General features: G+C 38.1%; 20 protein-coding genes. 10 read left to right on the top strand and 10 right to left on the bottom strand.

The features are described from left to right. Positions 1-17 precede the first annotated feature (17 nt). Entirely contained in the window at positions 18-371 is a 354-nt protein-coding gene (gene folB, locus DDU33_RS10665) for a dihydroneopterin aldolase (protein WP_005818173.1), read from the top strand. Beyond that, entirely contained in the window at positions 371-1,273 is a 903-nt protein-coding gene (locus DDU33_RS10670; RefSeq protein WP_108925146.1) for a DMT family transporter, read from the top strand. The genes folB and DDU33_RS10670 overlap by 1 nt, the downstream gene beginning before the upstream one ends. A 46-nt stretch (positions 1,274-1,319) precedes the next feature. Here DDU33_RS10670 and ftsX read toward each other — a convergent pair whose 3' ends face one another. From ftsX to DDU33_RS10690, 4 genes are all read right to left on the bottom strand, one after another. Next, positions 1,320-2,258 (bottom strand): permease-like cell division protein FtsX, encoded by a 939-nt coding sequence (gene ftsX / locus DDU33_RS10675; protein ID WP_108925148.1) that lies wholly within the window; start codon positions 2,256-2,258, stop codon positions 1,320-1,322. A gap of 18 nt (positions 2,259-2,276) precedes the next feature. Further along, a complete protein-coding gene (gene ftsE, locus DDU33_RS10680; protein ID WP_005818166.1) occupies positions 2,277-2,930 on the bottom strand; it encodes a cell division ATP-binding protein FtsE in 654 nt (217 codons plus the stop codon). A 90-nt stretch (positions 2,931-3,020) separates the two neighbouring features. After that, the gene (gene ftsY, locus DDU33_RS10685) at positions 3,021-4,574 is read right to left on the bottom strand and encodes a signal recognition particle-docking protein FtsY (protein ID WP_108925150.1); all 1,554 of its coding nucleotides are present in this window, start codon (positions 4,572-4,574) and stop codon (positions 3,021-3,023) included. Between the two features lie 78 nt (positions 4,575-4,652). Continuing rightward, positions 4,653-5,504, bottom strand: a complete 852-nt coding sequence (locus tag DDU33_RS10690; RefSeq protein ID WP_108925152.1) for a thymidylate synthase — start codon at positions 5,502-5,504, stop codon at positions 4,653-4,655. A gap of 83 nt (positions 5,505-5,587) precedes the next feature. Between DDU33_RS10690 and DDU33_RS10695 the strand changes: the two genes are divergently transcribed. Continuing rightward, on the top strand, positions 5,588-6,157 hold the full coding sequence (locus DDU33_RS10695; RefSeq protein WP_005818161.1) for a hypothetical protein: 570 nt from the start codon (positions 5,588-5,590) through the stop codon (positions 6,155-6,157). 117 nt (positions 6,158-6,274) lie between these two features. Here DDU33_RS10695 and fabB read toward each other — a convergent pair whose 3' ends face one another. After that, positions 6,275-7,492 (bottom strand): beta-ketoacyl-ACP synthase I, encoded by a 1,218-nt coding sequence (fabB, locus tag DDU33_RS10700; RefSeq protein WP_108925154.1) that lies wholly within the window; start codon positions 7,490-7,492, stop codon positions 6,275-6,277. A 319-nt stretch (positions 7,493-7,811) separates the two neighbouring features. On the opposite strand from fabB, the gene DDU33_RS10705 reads away from it, so the two are divergent. The 6 genes from DDU33_RS10705 (at position 7,812) to DDU33_RS10730 (ending at position 16,239) form a co-directional block, all read left to right on the top strand. After that, a complete protein-coding gene (locus DDU33_RS10705) occupies positions 7,812-10,220 on the top strand; it encodes a class I adenylate cyclase (RefSeq protein WP_167390547.1) in 2,409 nt (802 codons plus the stop codon). A 163-nt stretch (positions 10,221-10,383) separates the two neighbouring features. Further along, positions 10,384-12,495: a TonB-dependent receptor domain-containing protein gene (locus DDU33_RS10710; RefSeq protein WP_108925158.1), complete on the top strand. Its 2,112-nt coding sequence runs from the start codon at positions 10,384-10,386 to the stop codon at positions 12,493-12,495. A gap of 123 nt (positions 12,496-12,618) precedes the next feature. After that, on the top strand, positions 12,619-14,514 hold the full coding sequence (nrfE, locus tag DDU33_RS10715) for a heme lyase NrfEFG subunit NrfE (protein WP_108925160.1): 1,896 nt from the start codon (positions 12,619-12,621) through the stop codon (positions 14,512-14,514). A 10-nt stretch (positions 14,515-14,524) separates the two neighbouring features. Further along, on the top strand, positions 14,525-15,058 hold the full coding sequence (locus DDU33_RS10720) for a redoxin family protein (RefSeq protein ID WP_108925161.1): 534 nt from the start codon (positions 14,525-14,527) through the stop codon (positions 15,056-15,058). A 22-nt stretch (positions 15,059-15,080) separates the two neighbouring features. Then, positions 15,081-15,506, top strand: coding sequence for a heme lyase NrfEFG subunit NrfF (gene nrfF / locus DDU33_RS10725; RefSeq protein WP_108925163.1), 426 nt, complete (start codon positions 15,081-15,083; stop codon positions 15,504-15,506). Continuing rightward, positions 15,493-16,239, top strand: coding sequence for a TPR domain-containing protein (locus DDU33_RS10730; RefSeq protein ID WP_108925165.1), 747 nt, complete (start codon positions 15,493-15,495; stop codon positions 16,237-16,239). Before nrfF ends, DDU33_RS10730 begins: the two co-directional genes overlap by 14 nt. 65 nt (positions 16,240-16,304) lie before the next feature. On the opposite strand, the gene mutT is transcribed toward DDU33_RS10730, so the two are convergent. From mutT to cueR, 5 genes are all read right to left on the bottom strand, one after another. Further along, positions 16,305-16,727: an 8-oxo-dGTP diphosphatase MutT gene (gene mutT / locus DDU33_RS10735; protein ID WP_005818148.1), complete on the bottom strand. Its 423-nt coding sequence runs from the start codon at positions 16,725-16,727 to the stop codon at positions 16,305-16,307. After that, the gene (locus DDU33_RS10740) at positions 16,720-17,910 is read right to left on the bottom strand and encodes a glycosyltransferase family 9 protein (protein WP_108925167.1); all 1,191 of its coding nucleotides are present in this window, start codon (positions 17,908-17,910) and stop codon (positions 16,720-16,722) included. Before DDU33_RS10740 ends, mutT begins: the two co-directional genes overlap by 8 nt. 68 nt (positions 17,911-17,978) lie before the next feature. Continuing rightward, a complete protein-coding gene (gene secA, locus DDU33_RS10745; protein ID WP_108925169.1) occupies positions 17,979-20,687 on the bottom strand; it encodes a preprotein translocase subunit SecA in 2,709 nt (902 codons plus the stop codon). Positions 20,688-20,946: 259 nt separating this feature from the next. Next, on the bottom strand, positions 20,947-21,261 hold the full coding sequence (secM, locus tag DDU33_RS10750; RefSeq protein ID WP_108925171.1) for a secA translation cis-regulator SecM: 315 nt from the start codon (positions 21,259-21,261) through the stop codon (positions 20,947-20,949). Between the two features lie 100 nt (positions 21,262-21,361). Further along, positions 21,362-21,748 (bottom strand): Cu(I)-responsive transcriptional regulator, encoded by a 387-nt coding sequence (gene cueR, locus DDU33_RS10755; protein ID WP_108925173.1) that lies wholly within the window; start codon positions 21,746-21,748, stop codon positions 21,362-21,364. 84 nt (positions 21,749-21,832) lie between these two features. Between cueR and DDU33_RS10760 the strand changes: the two genes are divergently transcribed. Then, positions 21,833-22,030: a heavy-metal-associated domain-containing protein gene (locus tag DDU33_RS10760; RefSeq protein WP_108925175.1), complete on the top strand. Its 198-nt coding sequence runs from the start codon at positions 21,833-21,835 to the stop codon at positions 22,028-22,030. Positions 22,031-22,193: the final 163 nt, after the last annotated feature.

Genomic DNA, 22,193 nt, shown 5'->3' on the forward strand with positions numbered 1-22,193 from the left:
AAAATAAGGAAGATGACATGACAGATAAAGTTTTTATTCATGAACTCACGGCTTTTGCCTCTATTGGTGCTTATGACTGGGAACATACTATTAAGCAGAGGTTAGTTTTCGATATTGAAATGGCATGGGATTTCACTAAAGCAGTCCAGACTGATGACGTTCAGTATTGTTTAAATTATGCTGAAGTATCACAAAAAATTTTGGATTTTGTCGAAGGTAAACCATTCAAATTGGTAGAAACGGTAGCACATCAAGTTGCTGATTTATTACAAAATGAATATGGAATTCAATCGCTTAGAATTCAATTACATAAACCGAAAGCAGTTGCTCAAGCCTCTAGTGTGGGAGTTATTGTAGAGCGAGGCTACTAATGTCAAAAAATCCTAAGCTACATCTTGGTTATCTCAGCTTAGTTTGTGCCACAGCTTTTTGGGGTGGTAATTTTGTGTTAGGGAAATTATTAAGCAATGCTGTTCCACCGATTACTCTCACTTTTTTACGTTGGTTTCCTGCTTTGTTGATTCTTCTATTTTGTTTCTCTCGCCCGACAGTAAAAGCATGGCATTCATTGAAATCTTCACTAGGTATTATTTGGTTATTGGGAATACTAGGGGTAGTAATTTTTCCTGCCTCACTTTATCAAGGATTACAAAAAACAACGGCATTAAATGCTAGTCTTTATCTTGCTGTTGTACCCGTTTTAGTATTATTACTGAATTTGCTGATATTTCGTGAATCCATTAGACCTATTATTTTATTGGGGGCTATTTTAAGTTTAATTGGTGTAGTATGGCTACTAAGTCAAGGAGAATGGCAAAGATTACTGCATTTAGAATTAAACTATGGCGATTTATGGGCAATGGGCTCAGCGATGAGCTGGGCGGTTTACTGCTGTGTTATTCGGTTTAAACCACAGAATATCAGTAATACAGTATTTTTAACTATGCTGGTGGGATTAGCTGTGTTGAGTTTATTACCAGCCTTCATTTATGAATTGTGCCAAGAATCTGCAAAATTATTGCCTAATTTAACCGCTTCTCAATGGGGAGGTATTGCTTATTTAGTGATAGGGCCTTCGATTTTATCTTATGCCTTTTGGAATTATGGCATCGCTATTGTAGGTAACGCAAAAGGTGCTGTGATGACGAATTCTACACCTCTCTTTGCAGCCATATTTAGTATCTGTTTCTTAGATGAATCAATACAACCTTTTCATATTATCAGTGCAATACTGATTTGTTTAGGAGTATTGATATGTGGATATAAAAAATAGTGTGAAAAAGAAGGTGCATTTCATCATAAAATACACCTTCTTCTATTTAATATTTTGACCCAATTCGAATAATATGTTTGCTTGTTGCAATTTTTGCTGAAAGCCAGCCAATAAAAATACATGCAACGATAAGGAAGAGTACTTCGCTAAATCCTAAACCATGAAGTTCAAATTTTACGGTAAACATATCGGTCACATATTTTACAACACCAGTTAAATAGCTAATGACAACACTACTAAAGAGAATAGCAAGTAAGCTACCTAAAAAGCCATAAATTATACCCGTATAAAGAAATGGGCGAGCGATAAAATGATCGGTTGCGCCTAAAAGTTGTTGAACCTCAATAGATGAGCGACTGTTAGCGACATCCGTTCTCACTGCATTACCAATGACGAGGAAAACAGCAATAAGCATCAATAATGTACAAACGATTGCAATACGAGCAATGAGCCATGTTAAGGCGGTTAATTTCTCAAGCCAGCCATTGTCTAGACGAATTTCTTGCACACCTTTAATATTTTGCAAGCCATTACGAAACTCAAGCATTGTATCATTCGTGCTAAATTGTTTTTTAGGTTTTAAAATGACTACGGCAGGAAGAGGATTATCTTCAATAATATCTAATGCTTCGCCAAAACCAGACCATGAGCGAAATTCCTCAAGACTTTGCTGACGAGAAATAAAATTAAGTGATTCAATTTTATCTGTCTCAAATTGACGGATTTTTTCAACGACTAAATTCACTTCATTATCTGATAAGTTTTTATTCAGATAAACGGTTAATTCGGGTTCTGGATAAAATTCTGTTGCAGCTTGGTGCGTGTTTTTCCATAGCAGATATCCCACGGTAGGAATCGTTAGCGATGAAGCAATCACAAGAATGGTTAAAAATGTACCAAACTTACGTTTTAATAAATCTTGCCAAACAGATCTTAATATATAGCGTGTTTGTGCGCCAAAATGACTATTGAATGAACGAACCATAAATTATTCCTTGTTACTTTAATTTTTTAAATGTCCTTGCTCAAGTACCAAACAAGGTTTTGGTCGTTTGGCGATAATATTTGTATCGTGTGTTGCAACGATGACGGTTGTTCCTTGTTGATTAAACTCTTCAAAAAGGCGGAAGATTTCAAAAGAGAGTTTTTCATCAAGGTTACCCGTTGGCTCATCTGCCAGTAATACCGTTGGGCGATGGACTATCGCTCGAGCAATATCAACTCGCTGTTGTTCTCCACCTGATAGATGAAGCGGTAAGTAGTTTGCCTTATGCGCTAATCCTACTCTTTCCAAAGCCAGACGCGCTTCCCTTTCTACTATTTGCTGATTTAGCCCTTGAATAATTAAAGGTAAAGCGACATTGTCTAAAATCGTTCGGTCGGTCAGTAATCGATAATCTTGATGAACCATACCGATTTGGCGGCGTAAAAATGGAAGTTCATGAGAGGCTAAGCGTGTAATATCATGACCGTTAAAAACAATTTGCCCGCCATTTGCTCGTTCAATGCCCATAATCAGTTTTAAAAGCGTACTTTTGCCTGCACCAGAATGCCCAGTTAAATATGCCATTCCACCAGGCGGAAGATGAAAGCTAATTCCTTGTAAAGCAGGTTTGCCGCCTTTATATGCTTTGTTTACATTAGTAAATTTGATCATTGTGTTTGTCTTTTCTTAATTTTCCACCGCTAAGGGGAAGTTGATCAAATGGTATGAGAGAAAGGTTTGCCATTCTCTCATCCGTGAATATTAAGCATCTTTTTCGTCATGAATAAATAATGCTTCAATAAATTCTTCTGCGTTAAAAGGACGCAGGTCTTCAATTTTTTCACCCACCCCAATAAAACGGATTGGAATATTAAATTGATCAGCAATCGCAAAAATGACCCCACCTTTTGCCGTGCCGTCAAGTTTAGTTAAGGTAATACCTGTTAAACCCACGGCTTCATTAAAGAGTTTTGCTTGGCTAATCGCATTTTGCCCTGTTCCGGCGTCTAACGTGAGCATAATTTCATGTGGCGCGGTTTCATCGTATTTTTGCATAACACGTACAATTTTTTTCAGCTCATCCATCAGATTGTTTTTATTTTGTAAACGACCTGCTGTATCAGCAATTAACACATCAATGTTTTTTGCAGAAGCTGATTGCATGGCATCAAAAATGACGGAGGCTGAATCTGAACCACTTGTTTGTGCAATAACCGGAATGTTATTGCGCTCTCCCCAAACTTGGAGCTGTTCAACTGCCGCTGCACGGAAAGTGTCACCAGCGGCTAACATGACGGATTTTCCTTCATTTTGGAACTGGCGAGCGAGTTTACCAATAGTCGTTGTTTTACCTACACCATTCACGCCAACCATTAAAATCACATAAGGTTTTTTACTCGTATCAATTTCTAACGGACGAGCTACCGGTTTAAGAACATCGGCTAATTCTTCTTTAAGAAGCTGATAAAGCGCATCCGCATCTTTAAGTTGCTGCTTTGTCGCATGTTGAGAAAGGTTGTTAATAATTTTCGTGGTTGTCGGCATACCTAAGTCGGCAATTAACAGTTGCTCTTCAAGTTCCTCAAAGAGTTCATCATCAATTTTCTTACCACGGAAGAAATTGAAAAAGCCAGAACCAATACTTTGTTTGGTTTTAATGAGCCCTTGAATTAAACGGCTGAAAAAACCACCTTGACTTGGTTTTTCTTGATACTCATCTTGTGTTTTAGCTTCGGTTTCTTTTACTGCTTGTGTATCTGAAACCGTTTCATGCACTTCGCTTTCACCTTCAAATTCAATAAGCTCTTCAAGCTCTTCGAATTCTTCTTCAGCGGCAGATTTATGATGCTCTTCTGCATGTAATTCCGCTTCAACAATCTCTTCAATTTGTGCTTCAAACTGTTGATGATGGTTAATGGAAGCTGCTTCTTCTTGAGTATAAGCGGTCGTATTTTCACTATTTTTTGCAAAATCTTCGGCAAAATCAACCGCTTGCGCTTGAGGCTCTTCCTCTTTCTGAGAGGCTGCTGCGGTATCGATAAGCGTAACGCTTTGTGATTTTTCTTCTTCGAAACTTTGCTCAATTTTTTCTTCTAATGTTTCGAGCTTTTCTTCGATTTCCTCTTCTAACTTTTCCGCAAAGGTTTCAAGCTGTTGTGCTTTCTCTTTTAAATGCTCGACCGCTTCTTCAAGGACAGAGTTTTCTGTCATTGAAGAATCTTGCTGAGTTTCTTCTTGTTTAGGCGTATCTTGAGCTACTTCTTCTTTTTTTCCAAAGCCAAGCCACGACCAAAAGCCTTTTTTCTTTTCTGACATAATCAATTCTCAATGAGTATAAAATGTATCAAGTTTACCAAAAAAATAGTTTTATGAGTATGAAAAGATCAAGAGATCTTAGACCGAAAACGGATATTGAATACTTGGGTGATATTCATAGCCTTCCACACGGAAATCATCAAGCGTTACCCATGTTTCTAAATCTTCTAACGATTTAATTTCAGGATTAATGATAAGTTTTGGTGCAGATAAAGGTTCTCTTTTTAACTGAACATCTCGCATTAGCTCAAGTTGATCTTCATAAATATGTGCATTAACAATTTTATGAAACGCTTGGCCGGCTTCATGTCCTGTAATTTGTGCCATTAATGCTAAAAAGGTATAGCATTGAATCATATTCCAGTTTAAACCTAAAGGAACATCCGCTGAACGTTGAGTGCTGTTAAGGTAAAGTTTACCGTCTAATAGTGAAAAATGATGGCTGTGTAAACATGGTCTTAAGCAACCTAATTCAAAGGCGCCAGGGTGATAAAAGGTATAAATCTCGCCACGGTTATCAATACCACGACTTAAATCATCAACAATTTGACGAAGTAAATCCACACTTCCGCCATTCGGTTTAGGGAAATTTCGACCAATCGCACCATAAACAAGCCCCATATCATCTTCGCCTTTACGGTGTGGATTGGCTAACCAAGCGCTATTTTCGTTAGCATTGGCATCCCACGATTTTGTACCTAAAGCACGAAAATCTGCTGCGCTACTATAACCACGAATATAGCCTAATAATTCAGCAATGGCTGCTTTCCAAAAGCTACGGCGTGTTGTAACAAGGGGAAATTCGCCTTTTTCAACATCATAGGTTAAATCGGCATTAATGACGGTTAAACAACGCTTACCAGTGCGTTCATTGGCTACCCATTTTCCTTCATTTACGATACGATGGCATAAATCTAAATACTGTTTCATTGAATCCTCAAGCAATTTTCTTTTATTTCAGGTAGAATTGTAACAGTTTTAGGAATTCTCAAAAAGTGAATAAGGAGTATGATATGAAAACCTTAATGAAATTTCTGTTAATTTGTGGTGTAACTATTCTTTCTGCATGTTCAAGTAATAAAACTCCAACCCGTTTAAGTGAATCGGAACTTGATCATAAATCTTATGCAATCGCTTATAGCGTGACTGGGCAAACTTATAAAGATAGAGTAACGCCGACCTATGATATTAACGCTTTTACACAAGGTGTTGATGATTGGTACTACAATCGTATTTCTTTACCTATTGAGCAAATTCAAGCCATGACGTTAAATCGCTTAGTAGATCATAAAGAATATGCCTATTATAGTGGTGTGATGTTTGCAGATGCCTTTAAGCGAAATGTTGATTATTTAGATAAAAATTGTTGGGGCTTATTACATAAGCCTAGTATGGTTCAAGCTATGGACGATGCAATGCATGATTTACAAAAAGGCAAAGTAAGAGACGATCAATATATTCGTGAAGGTGCGGATAAAATCATTCAACTTTGTGTAAAAACCATTGTTTATGATGAAAAGACTGAAGTAAAAACAAAGAAAGCAACAAAAAAATCAGTAAAGAAAGCAAAAAATAGTAAGTAAATAACAAAGGTAAGGACAGAGTCTAATATAGCTTGGCTCTGTCTTTTTTTATTTTGAACGTAAAAAAATCAGCCAATATGTTTTAAGCATACTGGCTGATTGTTTAAATTTAAGGGATTAACCTTGATATTTTTGGAAAACTAAACAAGCGTTTGTGCCACCAAAGCCGAAGCTATTAGACATTACGGTTGTTAATGCTTTATCTTGACGTTCTGTCACGATATTTAAGCCTTTTGCTTGCTCGTCTAATTCTTCAATATTGATGCTTGGAGCGATGAAACCATTATCTAACATCAATAATGAGTAGATAGCTTCGTGAGCACCTGCTGCACCCAGTGAGTGACCTGTCATTGATTTGGTTGATGAAATCGCTGGCGCATTTTCACCGAATACATTTTTGATTGCACCTAATTCTTTCACATCACCTACCGGTGTTGATGTACCGTGTACGTTGATATATTCGATTTTACCTTTAACCGTTGCCATTGCTTGTTTCATACAGCGTTCAGCACCTTCACCGCTTGGTGCAACCATATCGTAACCGTCTGATGTTGCACCATAGCCTACGATTTCAGCATAAATTTTCGCACCACGAGCAAGAGCGTGTTCAAGTTCTTCAACCACAACAACTGCACCACCACCTGCGATAACAAAGCCGTCACGGTTTGCATCGTAAGCACGAGAAGCTTTAGTTGGGGTTTCATTATATTTAGTTGAAACAGCACCCATTGCGTCAAATTCGGTTGCACACTCCCAAGATAGCTCTTCTGCACCACCTGCAAAAACCACATCTTGTTTGCCTAATTGGATTAACTCCATTGCGTGACCGATACAGTGTGCAGAGGTTGCACAAGCAGAGCTGATAGAGTAGTTCACACCACGAATTTTATAAGGGGTTGCCAAGCAAGCAGATACACTTGAAGCCATTGTTTTAGTCACAGCATAAGGACCAACTGCTTTTACACCACGCGGGCTACGCACAGCATCACAAGCCACTAATTGGCTATGTGCAGAACCTGTACCTGCACCGATAACTAAACCTGTGCGGTCGTTAGACACCTGTTCTTCTGTTAAACCTGAATCTTCAATCGCTTCTTTCATTGAAAGGTAAGCATAAGCCGCAGCATCGCCCATAAAACGATACACTTTGCGATCAATTAATTCCGCTGGATTTAATTTAATTGTCCCTGCAACTTGGCTACGCATACCCACTTCAGCAAATTCAGGCACAAACTCAATCCCTGATTTTCCTTCTTTTAATGAAGCTAACACTTCTTCTTTGTTATTACCGATACTCGAAATAATGCCGATACCTGTGATGACAACTCTTTTCATATTTAATCCTTATGATTAGAAAAATTTAAACTTTTCAGCTCTCATTTATAGTGAGATAAGCTAGAAAACTTGCCTATTCTACACAATTTTACGTTTTGTCTGAACTACTTTTCATGATTCTATTGGTGTGATCCGAGCTGTTCTTGGTAAATATCAAACTTCTATTGGCTTTAGCTTTACTTTTATGGCTAAACTGATAGAGTGTACTTCAAATTTTTAAATGAAGGAATCTAGCGTGAAAAACTGGGTATCAATCAACCCTTGTCAAATTAAAAATCAGGCAGAAACAGCAGCTTTGGTTTTAGATTTGAATACCCAAATGGGCAAAGCAGTAGAGCGGATTGATACGCTAGAACAGTTAAGAATGCACCGAGCGTTAGCATCGGGTAGCCCTCATTTTAAGCATGTCTTTTTACTTCTACCATTACTGATTCATTACAATATTCCTGAATTTCCGGCGTATGTTGAGAATGCTCCCCAAGGAATTGCTCATTTTAATTTAAATGCCTATCAACAACGTTTTTTTGACACAATAAGTGATCATCATGAAGAGCTGTCTGAACAACCTATGTTTGATGGTTTATATTCAATGGGGAGTACAGGCTCTATTACGCAGACAACTTTATCGGATTTGGATTTATGGCTATGCTATTCAGATAGTATGAGTAATGCTCAGTATCAATTAATGGAAACAAAATTAGCCAAACTCAAACAATGGGCTAAGAATTTAGGTGTGGAAGTTAATTTTTACTTGATGAATCCTCTTCATTTTAAGACAAACCACCATAATAGCCATGTGACCGAAGAACATAGTGGCTCAGCACAACATTTTTTCTTATTAGATGAATTTTATCGTTCAGCTATTCGTTTGGCGGGAAAAAGACTGCTCTGGTTGCATTTACCTGATGAGCTTTATAAACAAGCGGTAAATCATCCCTCTCTTGATTTATCTCAATGGATCGATTTTGGTGACTTTTCTTCACTCTCTACCGCAGAGTTTTTTGGCGCGAGTTTGTGGCAACTTTATAAGGGGATTGAAAGCCCTTATAAATCGGCGATTAAAATTCTGTTACTAGAAAGTTATGCGCAAACTTATCCTGAAACATCCCTAATTTCTAAAATTTTTAAACAGAAATTACTCGCTAAAGAAAAAGAAGAATACCACTTTGATCCTTACTTAGCGATGTTGGAACAGGTAACTACCTACCTAGAAAGTCGTAATGAATACTCACGATTAGATCGCTTGCGTCAATGTTTTTATCTTAAAGCCAATGAAGGTAAAACCTTATATAACTGGCGTGAATCTTGGATTAAAGGATTGATAGAACAATGGCATTGGCAAAAAGAGGATGTTAAGATTTTAAATAATCGTTCCCATTGGAAAATGAAGCAAGCAATGGCTCAACACAAAATGCTTGTAGAACAGTTATTACAAAGCTATCGGAATCTAATTAATTTTGCTCGAAAATTCCATATTGATCCGACTATTATGACAGCGGATACGGATATTTTAATGCGTAAATTATATTCCGTGTTTGAGGCTTTACCTGGCAAAGTAACACTAATCAATCCCAATATAGCTCCGAATTTATCTGAAAAAGCAATTTCTTTCATTGAAGTGAATGAAGGTATTAATACGAAAGCCGGTTGGTATATTGTGAATCAAACCCCAACAAGTGGTTATGATTCTGAGAAACGCTTTGTTCAATATAATAAAAATTTAAATAAACTGGTAGCGTGGGCTTATTTCAATGGTGTTATTACGGCAGAAACGACATTACACATTGTAAGCAATCATGTAGATTTAGTGAAGCTTCGTCAATTTATTACGGATCTTAGACTCTTTTTTCCCATCGCAGCGCCTCAAATTTCTAATGAAGAGCTACTTCATCCGAATGAAATTCGTAGCCTGATTTTGGCCATTAACTTAACAAATGATCCAACGGAGCATGGTTCAAATAATCGCCGTAGCTTCCATCAAAGTGATCTGTTTAATTTAGGCATTTCAGAGCAAAATTTGGTGGGAAGTATTAGTATCATCTATCGAAATATGTGGAATGAAATTCGGACTCACCATTTTGAAGGCGAAAATGCGATTTTGAATGCGCTAAAGGTCATTTCCAATAAAATTTATCGGGATTCTGCACCACCTCAATCTGTAAATGTATTTTGTTATAGCCAATTATTCCGAAGTGAATTGCGAGAAATTATTGCAGATTTAGTCCATCGTAGTATTTCTGTTCAAACCGGAACGGTTTATACAAAAGTATTTAATACATTAAAAGTGGATGGTAAAACGTGGCAATTTGTTTTTAACGATCAGAATGTACAAATAAAGCCTATTCAAGAACAAGCGGTCGAAAATGATCAAAAAAATGCAAATGTTCAAGGGGGAGGCATATCTTCACATTATCCAAAAGAGATCAATGAATTTGCCAGTGAAGGCTTTTTACAGTTTTTCTTTGAAGACAGTGATAATAATTGCTTTAATGTTTATGTATTAGATGAAAGAAACAATATGGAAAGTTATTCAACTTGCCAGGGCACAAAGGACGAGAAAATAAAAGAAATTAATCGCTTTTATGCCGAAAACGCACTTATGAATTTAGATGAAGGTATATTTAACCATCCTCAGTTTTATCAACTACTTAAGTTTGATGATAGAGTCGAAATCGTGCCATATCAAAGTAAGCAACATCGTGATTTTATGTTAAATAATACAAAATAGAAGTGTTTTGTATCATCAGATAGACCTAATTCCCTTAGGTCTATTTTTTTATTTGCCAATCACGCAAATGATATTGACTTTTATTTGTGATTTACATATATTTACGGAACTTTCTCAAATGAGAGTAATTTGTATTAAAGTTTTATTGTAGGACCCTCTAATTATGCAATTTACAAAAACAAAACTTTCTTTAGCAATGCTTGTTGCATTAACGCCTTTGGCTTATGCCGAAAATAGTGTAAACCTTGGCTTAATTAATGTTGTCACAGAAAATAGTGGCGCAAAGGCTAAAACAAATGCGGTAACCTTAAAAGATCTCAATAAATCAGCATCCTCTGATTTACGTAGTTTACTCAAAGAAGAACCATCAATTAACTTTGGTGGTGGTAATGGCGGTACATCTCAATGGGTAACGATTCGTGGTATGGGGCAAGATCAAATTGATTTTAAAGTTGATAATACTTCAAGCGACACTCCTATTTTCCACCATCAAAGTAGATTCATGTTAGATCCGAGTTTAATTAAACGTATTGATGTGCGTAAAGGTGCAGGATCTGCAAGTGCAGGTATTGGGGCAACAAGTGGCTCAATTGAAGCAACAACAGTCGATGCAAAAGATTTATTAAAAGAAGGTCAGGAATTTGGCTTTAAACTTAATGCAGGAGTAAGCAGCAATGAAGGTCATTCTCAAGGCGCAACAGTATACGGAAAATCTGGTGCTTTTGATGCTGTTTTAAGTGGTAACTGGCAAACCCTTGAAAATTATAAAGGGGGAAAAGGTTATTTAAATAAAGAAAATTCAGATACTGTCAAAAATAGCGCATTAGCACAACGTGGTTTATTAGCCAAATTTGGTATTGATTTTACCGAAAATCAGCGCGTAGTATTAAGTCATCGCCAAGAACACTATCATGGTGAGCGTGCATTACGTGAGGAGTTTGACTTTTCTCAATCTTATAAAGCAGGAACAAAAAAAGATCTTAAAAATGGTCAAACATTGAGTAATGTTTTTGCTGGAAAATCTCGTGGCAATGACACTTACTATATTTTAGATGCGAATGGTGCCTTCATTCCTTATGATGAAAATAATTCACCTCGTTACCGTATTACCAGTCAAGATACAACAAATTTAGAATGGCAAGGTAAAAATATGGGGGTTGTTACAGAAGCAAAAGCTAATGCTTATCGTATCGAAACATCTCGTAAAGAACCTTCCGAAAACAGCAGAACACGAGTATTAACTCACGGTATCAATTTAGATTTAGATTCTGAAATAGGTCAAAATCATTGGCTCAAATATGGGATAAATTATCGCCATCAAGAAGCAAAACCAAATGCGATTGAAGCGATTGCTAGAAATCGAAATTCTGGAAAAATGGTTCCAACAGGTGTAAAACGTAACCAAGAAAAAGATGACTTAGGTTTTTATCTTGAAGGAATCTGGGGCATGGGACCTGTTACTCTCACAACGGGTGCTCGTTATGATTACTTTAAGTTTAAAGCCAATAGTGGTAAAGATGTTAGCCATGCAGATTTTAATCCAAGTGTTGGCTTAATCTGGCAAGCATTAGATAACTTAAGTTTCAATACAAACTTAAATTACGCAAGTCGTAGCCCTCGTCTGTTTGAGGCTATGCTGGCTGGTAATACTTTAAGAGATGTTGCAGATAATCTTCGTGCAGAAAAAGCTCGCAATACGGAAATTGGATTTAATTATGATTTAACAGAAAATATCTCCTTTAACGGAAGCTATTTCTGGCAAAAAGTAAAAGATGCACATGCAATTAAAGATAATATGATTGTTAATTCTGCGCTTTTACGTAACCAAGGCTATGAATTAAGTGGTGCTTATACATTAGGTGGCTTTAAATTCCGAGTCGGTGTTGCAGAAAGTAAACCTGAAACGTTTACTTTCAATGATGCTAGTTTAGATAATGCTGTTTTTGCAGTAGCGACAGGGCGTACATGGACAACATTAATTTCTTACAAATTTGAAGCGACAAGTTTAGAGATTGGTTGGAAAGGACGCTTTGTTGAAGGCGAAACGGGCTCTCCAAGTCGAGGTTCTAGTTCCAATAGTGCTTCAATTAAACAAGCTGGATATGGTGTAAATGATTTCTTTGCTAGCTGGGATGCAAGTAAAAACTTAAAGCTTAATTTTGAAGTAAACAACGCATTTAACAAAAATTATAAAAGTCATAGCCAACGAGCTGGAGGCAATAGTTTAGTTGGTGCTGGTCGTGATTTCCGTGTAAATGTGAATTACACCTTCTAACCTATTCACTTAAATCTTTCAACCTCATATACCTCTCTCGGAGTATATGAGGTTTTTTCGTTTCTTCATCTTTGGGATTTGTGGCATAATTTCACTAGTTTTATTTGCGTTATTGGATAATCAATGCTTCCCGAATTAGGTTATTTTGCACTTCTATTGGCGGCAATGACTGCAACAAGCCAAGTCCTTTTTTCACTATGGGGCGAGATCCGAAAATCTCCGTCTTTTTTAGCGTTAAATCCCTTTTTCACCTTACTTCAAGCGGTAGCTTGCGGGCTTTCTTTTGCTTGTTTAGCAAATGCTTTTCTGACGGATGATTTTTCTGTCATTTATGTTGCACAGCATTCCAATAGTCAATTACCTGATTTTTTCAAATTTGCAGCAAGCTGGGGTGGACACGAAGGTTCAATGCTCTTTTGGCTTACCGCTTTAACATTATGGTCTGGTGTTTTTTGCATTTTTTCACGAAAAATTGACCGCTTGTTTGCCAATCGAACATTAGCGATGTTAGCGTTGATCTCGCTTGGTTTTATGCTCTTTATCTTGTTGGTGTCTAACCCTTTTGAGCGCAGTTTCCCGCCGCCTCCGGAAGGAAGGGATCTCAATCCTATGTTGCAAGATGTGGGATTAATCTTCCACCCTCCGCTACTTTATTTAGGCTACGTTGGGTTTGCCGTCAGTTTTGCGATGGTAGTGGCAGGATTACTGTCCGGCATTTTTGATGCGGCAATCGCACGTTGGATTCGCCCTTGGGCAATGCTTTCGTGGGGCTTTTTAACTGCTGGTATCATTTTAGGTGCTTGGTGGGCATATTATGAACTCGGCTGGGGTGGTTGGTGGTTTTGGGATCCGGTTGAAAATGCCTCGCTTATGCCATGGCTTTTAGGTACTGCACTTATTCACTCGTTAATTGTGAGCGAACAGCGTGGTATTTTTAATTATTGGACGATTTTACTTGCCATTTTTGCGTTTGCATTAAGTTTGCTCGGTACTTTTATCGTCCGCTCCGGTGTTTTAACCTCCGTTCACGCTTTTGCCGTTGATCCTGATCGCGGTATGGCGTTATTAATTTTGTTTTTTAGCCTAAGTTTTATTGCCCTTGCACTTTTTGCATTAAAAACTAGGCTTTGGCAAGGGGAAGTTCGTTTCTTTTTGTGTTCAAAAGAAACGGCATTTTTACTGCTCAATGGTTTATTTTCGGTGGCAACTTGCGTTGTTTTATTAGGGACTTTTTATCCTATGATCTTTACCGCAATGCAATGGGGATCAATATCCGTAGGCGCACCTTATTTTAATACGCTGTTTATGCCACTTACATTGTTGTTGATGTGTGTGATGGGCATTGCTACGGTATTACGTTGGAAAAATGCTTCTAGTCGGGCTATTGTCAAAAAATTGTGGTTATTGCCTGTGGCAATGTTGTTGGCATTAGGATTGATTTATCATACCATTTCTCAACATCACGTATTTCAAGTTGAAGTTTTACCAGCCGTGTTTATCACGTTAGCGATTTGGTTGATTTTAACGCATATCCCTTATTCGCAAACAATGTGGAAAATAAAACCGCTTGCGATGCGCTTAGCACATATAGGCTTTGCTGTTTGTATTATCGGCGCTATGATGAACAGTTATTATGGTGATGAAATCGGCGTTCGTTTGAAACCTCAACAAACGGCAACGTTAGCCGGCTTTGAGTTTAAATACCAAGATTATCAAGATGTGATTGGCGACAATTACACTGCTGAACGTGCCATTTTTACCATTGCAAAAGATAATCGCACGCTTGCTGAAGTAAAACCGGAGCGCCGTTATTACGATATTCGCACAATGACAATGGCTGAAGTCGGTTTATATCATCAAGGGCTGAATGATATTTATATTGTCATGGGAGATAAGTTCGGTAATTTAGAATATGCCTTTCGCTTACATTATAAACCTTATGTGGGAGCATTATGGCTTGGTGGTGTGATGATGATTTTTGCTGCTTTATTGGCGCTTTTAGGCTATCGGAAACGTTAAAGGAAGAGTAATGAAAAAAGTATTATTGTTTATCCCTCTGTTTTTTTTGATCGGTATTGTTGCTTTTTTAACAGTACCTTTAATGAATAAAGATGCGCTATCTCCCACAGAAGATTGGCAAGATAAGCCTTTTCCGGAATTTGTCGGTAAAAATTTGCTCGATCCTAATGCTAGAATAACAAATTTGAGCTTGCCACAAGAGCCTTATATTTTGAATGTATGGGGAAGTTGGTGTACGTGGTGTATTAAAGAATTTCCAATTTTATTGAAATTAAAAGCCCAAGGTGTACCGATTGTCGGTTTAACTTATAGCGATCAACCAAATGATGCCCAAGAGGCTCTTAATCGTTGGGGAAACCCGTTTACGCTCGTGATTGATGATTACGAAAAAGGATTTTTAATTCAGACCTTAAAAGTGTCTTCAGCACCTTCCAGTTATTTGATTGACAGACACGGGATCGTTCGCTATCAGCAAAAAGGCTATAATCCTGATTTTGAAAAAGATTTTCTACCTCGGTTAGAAGCCTTACGTAAAGCACCTTAAAAGGGAATAAAAGGAATAATAGATGAAATTTTGGCAAAAAATACTCTTTTTTCTACCGCTTGTTTTTAATGTAGCGCAAGCCGAAATGGTAGATACTTTCCAATTTCATAATGAAGCCGATCGTATTCGTGCGGTGAATTTAGCCAAATCTTTACGTTGCCCACAATGCCAAAATCAAAACCTCGTGGAGTCTAATGCAACCACGGCTTATAAGCTACGTTTAGAAGTGTATGAAATGGTTAATCAAGGGAAATCAGACCAAGAAATCATTGATACAATGACACAGCGTTTTGGGCATTTTGTGAATTATCAACCGCCGTTTAATCCACAAACGTGGCTATTGTGGGGATTTCCGATAGGATTATTGGTGGTGCTTTTTTGGACGATTTTATGGCGAACCTATCATAAAAAACATGACCAACAGGCTGGGAAAAATGAAAACACGTGAACAATTAAATACAGAAACTTACCAACAAGCGGTTAAATTTGCACAATCTTTTGCCGAAGATCTTAAAACGGAATATCTGAATGAAGCAACAGCGCGTTATCAGTTTGAACAATCTTATAGCGAGCCTGTTTCGCAAAAAAAAGAGAAATTATCACCGCTTGTGATGTTATTGATGTTTGCTATGTTACTTGTGATGAGTGGCGCAATTTACTGGCAATCCGGACGTTATCAGATTGTGCAAAAAGGCGAACAGATGCACCAAGCCTTTCAAGTCCAATTCGATTTAGAACAAAAAGAGCAAAAAAATGAGCGCTACATTCTAAATTTGCAAGATCGTTTACGTCAAAACCCTAATGATGGTAACTTGTGGTATGAACTAGGGCAGGCTTATGCGCTAAATAACGATTTTACGTCAGCTTTAATTTGTTATGACAATGCGCAGAAGGTTTTAGGCGAAAAAGCTGCCATTTTAGGGGCAATGGCAACGGCAGATTACTATCAACATAAACAGACACTTACCGAGCAAGCCGAGCAGTGGATTGAAAAGGCATTAGCTTTAGATGCCAAAGAGGGTTCGAGTTTATTGCTGCTTGCCTCAAATGCTTTTCGCAACAAAGATTACACAAAGGCAATTGATTATTGGCGGAAAGTGCTAGATAGCGAAAATGAATCCATTGACCGCCGAGCGGTAATTCAAAGCATTCAAATGGCGCGTCAAATGCAGTATAACTAATGGAATAGTAGACAATATAATTTCTAATTTTTTGGAAAGCTATACTTGTATGCTATAAATAGCTACTAAAATTTTGGCTCTCTTTCGTTCGCCACTTCAGCTTTTAATTTACCAATAAGACGTTCATTTGCGGGTGGGAACTGCCCTTCATCCAATTCTGATTGTGCAATCCAAAAACCTTCTTGCCCTTCTCGTCCAAAAGGTTCGCCAACCCATTCTTCAATCAGATAAAAGAAAAATTCGATCACTTTTGTCGGATACTCAAAACTAAAATGTTCATAAGGGAAGGCGCTTAATACTTGAATGCCAATTTCTTCTTCTAATTCTCTTGCGACCGCTTCTTCTGGTGTCTCACCTGGATCGACCTTACCACCAGGGAATTCCAATGCTTGAGCAAAATCTTGCCCTTCTAAGCGTTGTGTGAGATAAATTTGCCCAAATTCATTGCGAATAATCCCTGCTGCAACTTGAACAATGGGTTTAGACATATTGTGCTTCCTGTATATATTGGTTAAGTTGTTGGTAAATCGTTGAGATAACATTATCCCAGGTTTGACTTTCATTTTGTCGAAAGAGTTTTACACTGTTATACCAAGGACTTTCGTTTCGATCAAGTAGCCAACGAAAATCAGGGTGGTAACTCAGCATAATCCACGTTGGTTTTCCCATTGCTGCGGCCAAATGCGCAACAGAGGTATCAACACTAATGACCAAATCCATTTGTGCAATTAACGCAGCAGTATCAGAAAAATCATGTAACTCGTTATGCCAAAAATAAAGGGAACCGTAACGCTGCGCTTGATTAAGATCTTGCTCAGTTACCACCTTTTGCAAACAATGAAACTCTGCCTCAAGTTGAAATAATTGGGCAAAACGTTCAAATGAAAGGCTACGAATATGATCGCGATCATGCTTTACTGAACCAGACCACACTACGCCAATTTTAGGGCGTTTACAAGCGGTTATTTTCCTCTGCCATTTTGCTAAATCATTAGGAAGAGCTTGTAAATAAGCCTCAGGAGACGGAATGTTTTCTAATGTTGTGCCAAAGTAATGCGGTAAGCTCATCATTGAAACATAATAGCTAAGATTACTAATGCTACTGCCATTTGCGGCACTTTCCACGCCATAACGGGCTAAATTAGCGTTTAGGAGTTCTTCCAATGGTTGATGATTAACCACAACCACATTCAAACCTCGTTTTTTTGCTTCAATAGCGTAACGAACAAATTGAATATTGTCGCCCAAACCTTGTTCTGCATAAATGAGTAAACGAGCTTGCCCTATCTCTTCCCCAGTCCAACGAGGAATCGGCCAACCTGGATCTTGGAAAGTAGCAACATCTGTTTTAAAGCGCCATTCATAGGCTGCCCACCCCTCTGGGTAGCGTCCTAATGCATTCAAAATAAATGCTTTATTACACCACCCCATTGCAAAATCAGGTACAAGCGCTAAGCAACGTTCTTCTTCCTTTAAAGCAAGCTCATATAATCCGAGATGTTTAAGTAAATCTGAACGATTATGTATTGCGGCAATATGTTCCGGATAATCAATCAAAAAGCGGTCAAATTGTTTGAGCAATGTCCACATTTTCGCAGGCGAATCTGCTTCATTTCGCCATTGCATAAGTTGCTGAAATCGTTGTTCTAATGTTTGTTCTGCTGTATTCATAAGATAAAACAACGGTTCGATTTCGCAAAAAAGAGAAAAATCGAACCGCTTATTCTGTTTACTGATTGTTACGCATATTTCGCTTTGCTGCCATGGCAGTGTTTATATTTCTTACCAGAACCACAAGGGCAAGGATCATTACGACCGATATTTAAATTTGCCAATTGCTCTTCTGTTAAGTTTTCTAACTGCTCTTCTTCAGCAGAAGTTTCATAGTGAGAAGCCTCTGCCTGTGCTGCTTCTGCTTGTTGACGCTGAGCTTCTTCCACTTCTTCCTGACTACGTACTTGGATACGACTTAAAACACTAATAACGTTCATTTTTAAGTGATCCAACATTTCAGTGAACATTGCGAAAGATTCTTTCTTATATTCATTTTTCGGATCTTTTTGACCATAACTGCGTAAATGAATCCCTTTACGTAAGTAATCCATCGCTGAAAGATGTTCTTTCCAAAGCTCATCAAGGGTTTGTAATACGATGCCTTTTTCAAAATTACGCATCACTTCTGTGCCAACAATCGCTTCTTTCGCTTGGTATTCTTCTTTCGCAAGATTAATAATACGTTCACGTAATGTTTCTTCGTGAAGATCATTTTCTTCTTCTAACCAATGTTTAACCGGTAATTTCATGCCAAATTGGCGTTCTAAGCGTTGCTCTAAACCTTCAATATCCCACATCTCTTCAATAGATTGCGGTGGAATATATTGGTCAATCACGCTGTTAAATACATCATCACGAATCGTGTTGATCATTGGCGAAACATCATCTGTTTCAAGTAAGTAGTTACGTTGCTCGTAAATAACTTTACGCTGTTCATTAGCCACATCATCGTATTGAAGAAGATGTTTACGACCATCAAAGTTGTGCGCTTCTACTTTCGCTTGTGCAGATGCAATCACTTTCGTTAATAATTTTGACTCCATCGCTTCGCCTTCTTCTGTAAAGGCTTTACGCATCATATTGAGCTTACCTTCGTTGAGGTAAATACGCATTAACGCATCATCAAGTGAGAGGTAGAAACGTGATGAACCTGGGTCGCCTTGACGGCCTGAACGACCACGTAACTGGTTGTCGATACGGCGAGATTCATGGCGTTCTGTACCGATAATATGTAAACCGCCGGCAGCCATTACGATATCGTAACGTTCTTTCCAAGCTGCTTTAATCGCTTCAATTTGCTCTTCAGTTGGGTTCTCAAGTTTCGCAATTTCGGCTTTCCAGTTACCACCTAAGACAATATCCGTACCACGACCAGCCATATTGGTGGCGATAGTTACCGCTCCCGGTAAGCCTGCATCGGCAACAATTTCAGCTTCTTGAGCGTGGAATTTCGCATTTAATACGTTATGAGCAATACCTGCTTTGGTTAATTCTTCAGAAAGTAGCTCTGATTTTTCCACCGATGCCGTACCCACGAGTACAGGCTGATTACGCTCAATACATTCGCGAATATCTTTAATGATAGCGGCAAATTTTTCCGGCTCGCTCTTAAACATTAAATCAGTATGATCTTTACGTAACACGGGTTTGTTCGTTGGAATAACCACCGTATTTAAACCATAAATTTGTTGGAATTCAAAGGCTTCCGTATCTGCTGTTCCCGTCATACCTGCTAATTTTTCATAAAGACGGAAATAGTTTTGGTAAGTGATTGAAGCCACTGTTTGGTTTTCGCCTTGAATGTTCACACCTTCTTTTGCTTCAATGGCTTGATGTAAACCATCAGACCAACGGCGCCCTGCCATGGTACGACCGGTATGTTCGTCAATAATTACGATTTCGCCATTTTGAATAATGTAATCAACATTTTTCTCAAATAATTTATGTGCACGAAGTGCTGCGTAAGTGTGGTGTAATAATGAAATACGTGCAGGTTGATATAAACTCTCCCCTTCCTGCATTAAACCCATTTGAGTTAAGATTTTTTCAACCTTAACCATACCACGCTCGGTTAAATGCGCTTGTTTGTTTTTAAGATCAAGGGTGTAGTCGCCTTCGCCAGTATATTCTTCACTGTCTTCTTTTTCTTGGAAAACTAAATGTGGAATAACCTGATCAATCGCTTGATAAATTTGTGTCGCATCTTCTGAAGGACCTGAAATAATCAACGGTGTACGGGCTTCGTCAATTAAGATAGAGTCCACTTCATCCACTAAGGCATAATGTAACTCACGTTGGAAGCGGTCATTTTTATCGTGTGCAAGGTTATCACGTAAATAATCGAAGCCTAATTCGCTGTTTGTTGAGTAGGTAATATCCGCACGGTATGCTACACGTTTCTCTTCAGGTGCCATACCCGGTACGTTTACGCCAACCGTTAAACCTAAAAACTCAAAGAGTGGACGGTTAGTTTCAGCATCACGGCGAGCAAGATAATCGTTTACAGTAACGACATGCACACCTTTACCCGTTAAAGCATTTAAATAGCACGGTAATGTTGCAGTTAAAGTTTTACCTTCCCCTGTACGCATTTCTGCGATGTTACGTTCTGTTAAAACCATACCACCAATTAACTGCACATCAAAATGGCGCATACCCATAACACGCTTACTTGCTTCACGAACGGTAGCAAATGCTTCCGGTAACATCGCCGCAAGCGTTTCGCCATTCGCTAAACGTTGTTTAAATTCAGCGGTTTTGCCTTGTAATTCTGTATCCGTTAATTTTTCAAATTCCGGTTCTAATTTATTGATTTTATTAACTGTTTTTCTTAAACGTTTTAATGTGCGATCATTACTTGAGCCGAAAATAGCGGTTAAAATTTTTGAAATCATTGAGTATCCTTTGTAAATCTTAATAAATTATTTTGTTGCAGGCAGAACATTCTAACGTCCTACCTTTAAGGTAAATCCAGTATGATGCATCGACTATTAAGAAGACAATGTAGGGATGCCACGCTGGCATCCAACCATTTTAGTATTATGGAAAGTTTATATTCACGGGCGCCAGCGTGGCGCCCCTACTGCACTCTTTACAATATGAAAAGAGATTAAATTCATACATTTGTTACATCATACTGGGTAAATAAGTCACTTAAGAAAACACCGGACCGGCACGAATAGGCTGATTAGGATTGCCGTCAAAATAATAAGATTTTGCAAAAAATTCTGTAAAAACAACCGCTTGTTGTACTAATACAGGAGATTCTTGCTTAAGTTCGGAAAGAAAAAAGATATGCTGTTCTTGCTCGCATTCTTTAACAGAATAAGCCACAAGAGATTGATTGATAACGGTTGGTTCACATTCCACCGTTTGCGCCTGAATTTCAGGTAACGCAAAAATCGCAAGTATTCCGAGGAAAAATTGCGATAAAAATGGTTTACGATGAAAGTGTTTAAATAAATACATGCTCAATATCGTTAAAAATCTCTGGCGCGATTATACGTGAAATTCACAATAATAGCCAAAATATTGCGGTCAAGTTATGTAAAATCAAGTGAAGATAGGCTTATTTTGTCAATCCCTTTAAGATAGAGCAATCTGGGCTATCATTGCCACAACAACTTTTACTCCAGCTTTTCAGCAAAGAAAGCATATTCTGCAAATCTTGAATTTTTTGTTCCAACTCCACAATATGCTGTTCAGTGATCTGTTTCACTTCACGACTTGTTCGGCTTGGATTATCATTTAAAGCTAATAAGACCATAATTTGTGCCAAAGAAAAGCCGACTTTACGTGCATTATAAATAAAGCGCAGCTGTGCTAAATCTCTCTCCGAATAAATACGATACCCTGCCTCTGAACGGTGTGCTTCAGGCAATAAACCTGCTTTTTCATAATCTCGAATTTGCTTGGCTGAAAGCCCTGTTTGTTTCGCAGCTTGACTAATATTCATTTTTTACTTGACCTTAACCTAGTGTTAAGGTTTAGCATACACAACAAATCTCAGTTTGTCATTTTTTATTATGAGGAGTTTACGATGGCAATTACATTAAAATTAGACAGTTTACATTGCGGCAACTGTGTTAAAAGCGTAGAAAAAGCGTTATCCGCTGTTGAAGGTGTGGAAAAAGTAAACGTAACGTTAGAACCACAACAAGCAATTATTGAAGGTAATGTTTCAGCACAAACCTTAATTGAAGCGGTTGAAGATATTGGGTTTGAGGCAAGTGTTTAAAGGGCGCGGTGTACCCATTACATCAATATTTTTTGTAGGGGCAAATTACATTTGCCCCGAAATATAATGCCTGCCCTCTCCCTCCGAAAATCCTTGACGGATTTTCTCCACCCTTTCCCGCAAGCGGGAGAGGGGAAGAATAGGTATCGTAGATAATTCAAAA

It is taken from the genome of Actinobacillus porcitonsillarum, assembly GCF_003101015.1.
Lineage (GTDB): Bacteria > Pseudomonadota > Gammaproteobacteria > Enterobacterales > Pasteurellaceae > Haemophilus_A > Haemophilus_A porcitonsillarum.

Excerpts from the sequence above, each read along its gene's own strand:
- ftsY (WP_108925150.1), bottom strand. The coding sequence starts at position 4,574 with ATGTCAGAAAAGAAAAAAGGCTTTTGGTCGTGGCTTGGCTTTGGAAAA.
- DDU33_RS10740 (WP_108925167.1), bottom strand. The coding sequence starts at position 17,910 with ATGAATACAGCAGAACAAACATTAGAACAACGATTTCAGCAACTTATG.
- folB (WP_005818173.1), top strand. The coding sequence starts at position 18 with ATGACAGATAAAGTTTTTATTCATGAACTCACGGCTTTTGCCTCTATT.
- DDU33_RS10720 (WP_108925161.1), top strand. The coding sequence starts at position 14,525 with ATGAAAAAAGTATTATTGTTTATCCCTCTGTTTTTTTTGATCGGTATT.
- DDU33_RS10705 (WP_167390547.1), top strand. The coding sequence starts at position 7,812 with ATGGGCAAAGCAGTAGAGCGGATTGATACGCTAGAACAGTTAAGAATG.
- cueR (WP_108925173.1), bottom strand. The coding sequence starts at position 21,748 with ATGAATATTAGTCAAGCTGCGAAACAAACAGGGCTTTCAGCCAAGCAA.
- secM (WP_108925171.1), bottom strand. The coding sequence starts at position 21,261 with ATGTATTTATTTAAACACTTTCATCGTAAACCATTTTTATCGCAATTT.
- DDU33_RS10760 (WP_108925175.1), top strand. The coding sequence starts at position 21,833 with ATGGCAATTACATTAAAATTAGACAGTTTACATTGCGGCAACTGTGTT.
- DDU33_RS10710 (WP_108925158.1), top strand. The coding sequence starts at position 10,384 with ATGCAATTTACAAAAACAAAACTTTCTTTAGCAATGCTTGTTGCATTA.
- secA (WP_108925169.1), bottom strand. The coding sequence starts at position 20,687 with ATGATTTCAAAAATTTTAACCGCTATTTTCGGCTCAAGTAATGATCGC.
- DDU33_RS10695 (WP_005818161.1), top strand. The coding sequence starts at position 5,588 with ATGAAAACCTTAATGAAATTTCTGTTAATTTGTGGTGTAACTATTCTT.
- nrfF (WP_108925163.1), top strand. The coding sequence starts at position 15,081 with ATGAAATTTTGGCAAAAAATACTCTTTTTTCTACCGCTTGTTTTTAAT.
- DDU33_RS10670 (WP_108925146.1), top strand. The coding sequence starts at position 371 with ATGTCAAAAAATCCTAAGCTACATCTTGGTTATCTCAGCTTAGTTTGT.
- ftsE (WP_005818166.1), bottom strand. The coding sequence starts at position 2,930 with ATGATCAAATTTACTAATGTAAACAAAGCATATAAAGGCGGCAAACCT.
- fabB (WP_108925154.1), bottom strand. The coding sequence starts at position 7,492 with ATGAAAAGAGTTGTCATCACAGGTATCGGCATTATTTCGAGTATCGGT.
- ftsX (WP_108925148.1), bottom strand. The coding sequence starts at position 2,258 with ATGGTTCGTTCATTCAATAGTCATTTTGGCGCACAAACACGCTATATA.
- mutT (WP_005818148.1), bottom strand. The coding sequence starts at position 16,727 with ATGTCTAAACCCATTGTTCAAGTTGCAGCAGGGATTATTCGCAATGAA.
- nrfE (WP_108925160.1), top strand. The coding sequence starts at position 12,619 with ATGCTTCCCGAATTAGGTTATTTTGCACTTCTATTGGCGGCAATGACT.
- DDU33_RS10690 (WP_108925152.1), bottom strand. The coding sequence starts at position 5,504 with ATGAAACAGTATTTAGATTTATGCCATCGTATCGTAAATGAAGGAAAA.
- DDU33_RS10730 (WP_108925165.1), top strand. The coding sequence starts at position 15,493 with ATGAAAACACGTGAACAATTAAATACAGAAACTTACCAACAAGCGGTT.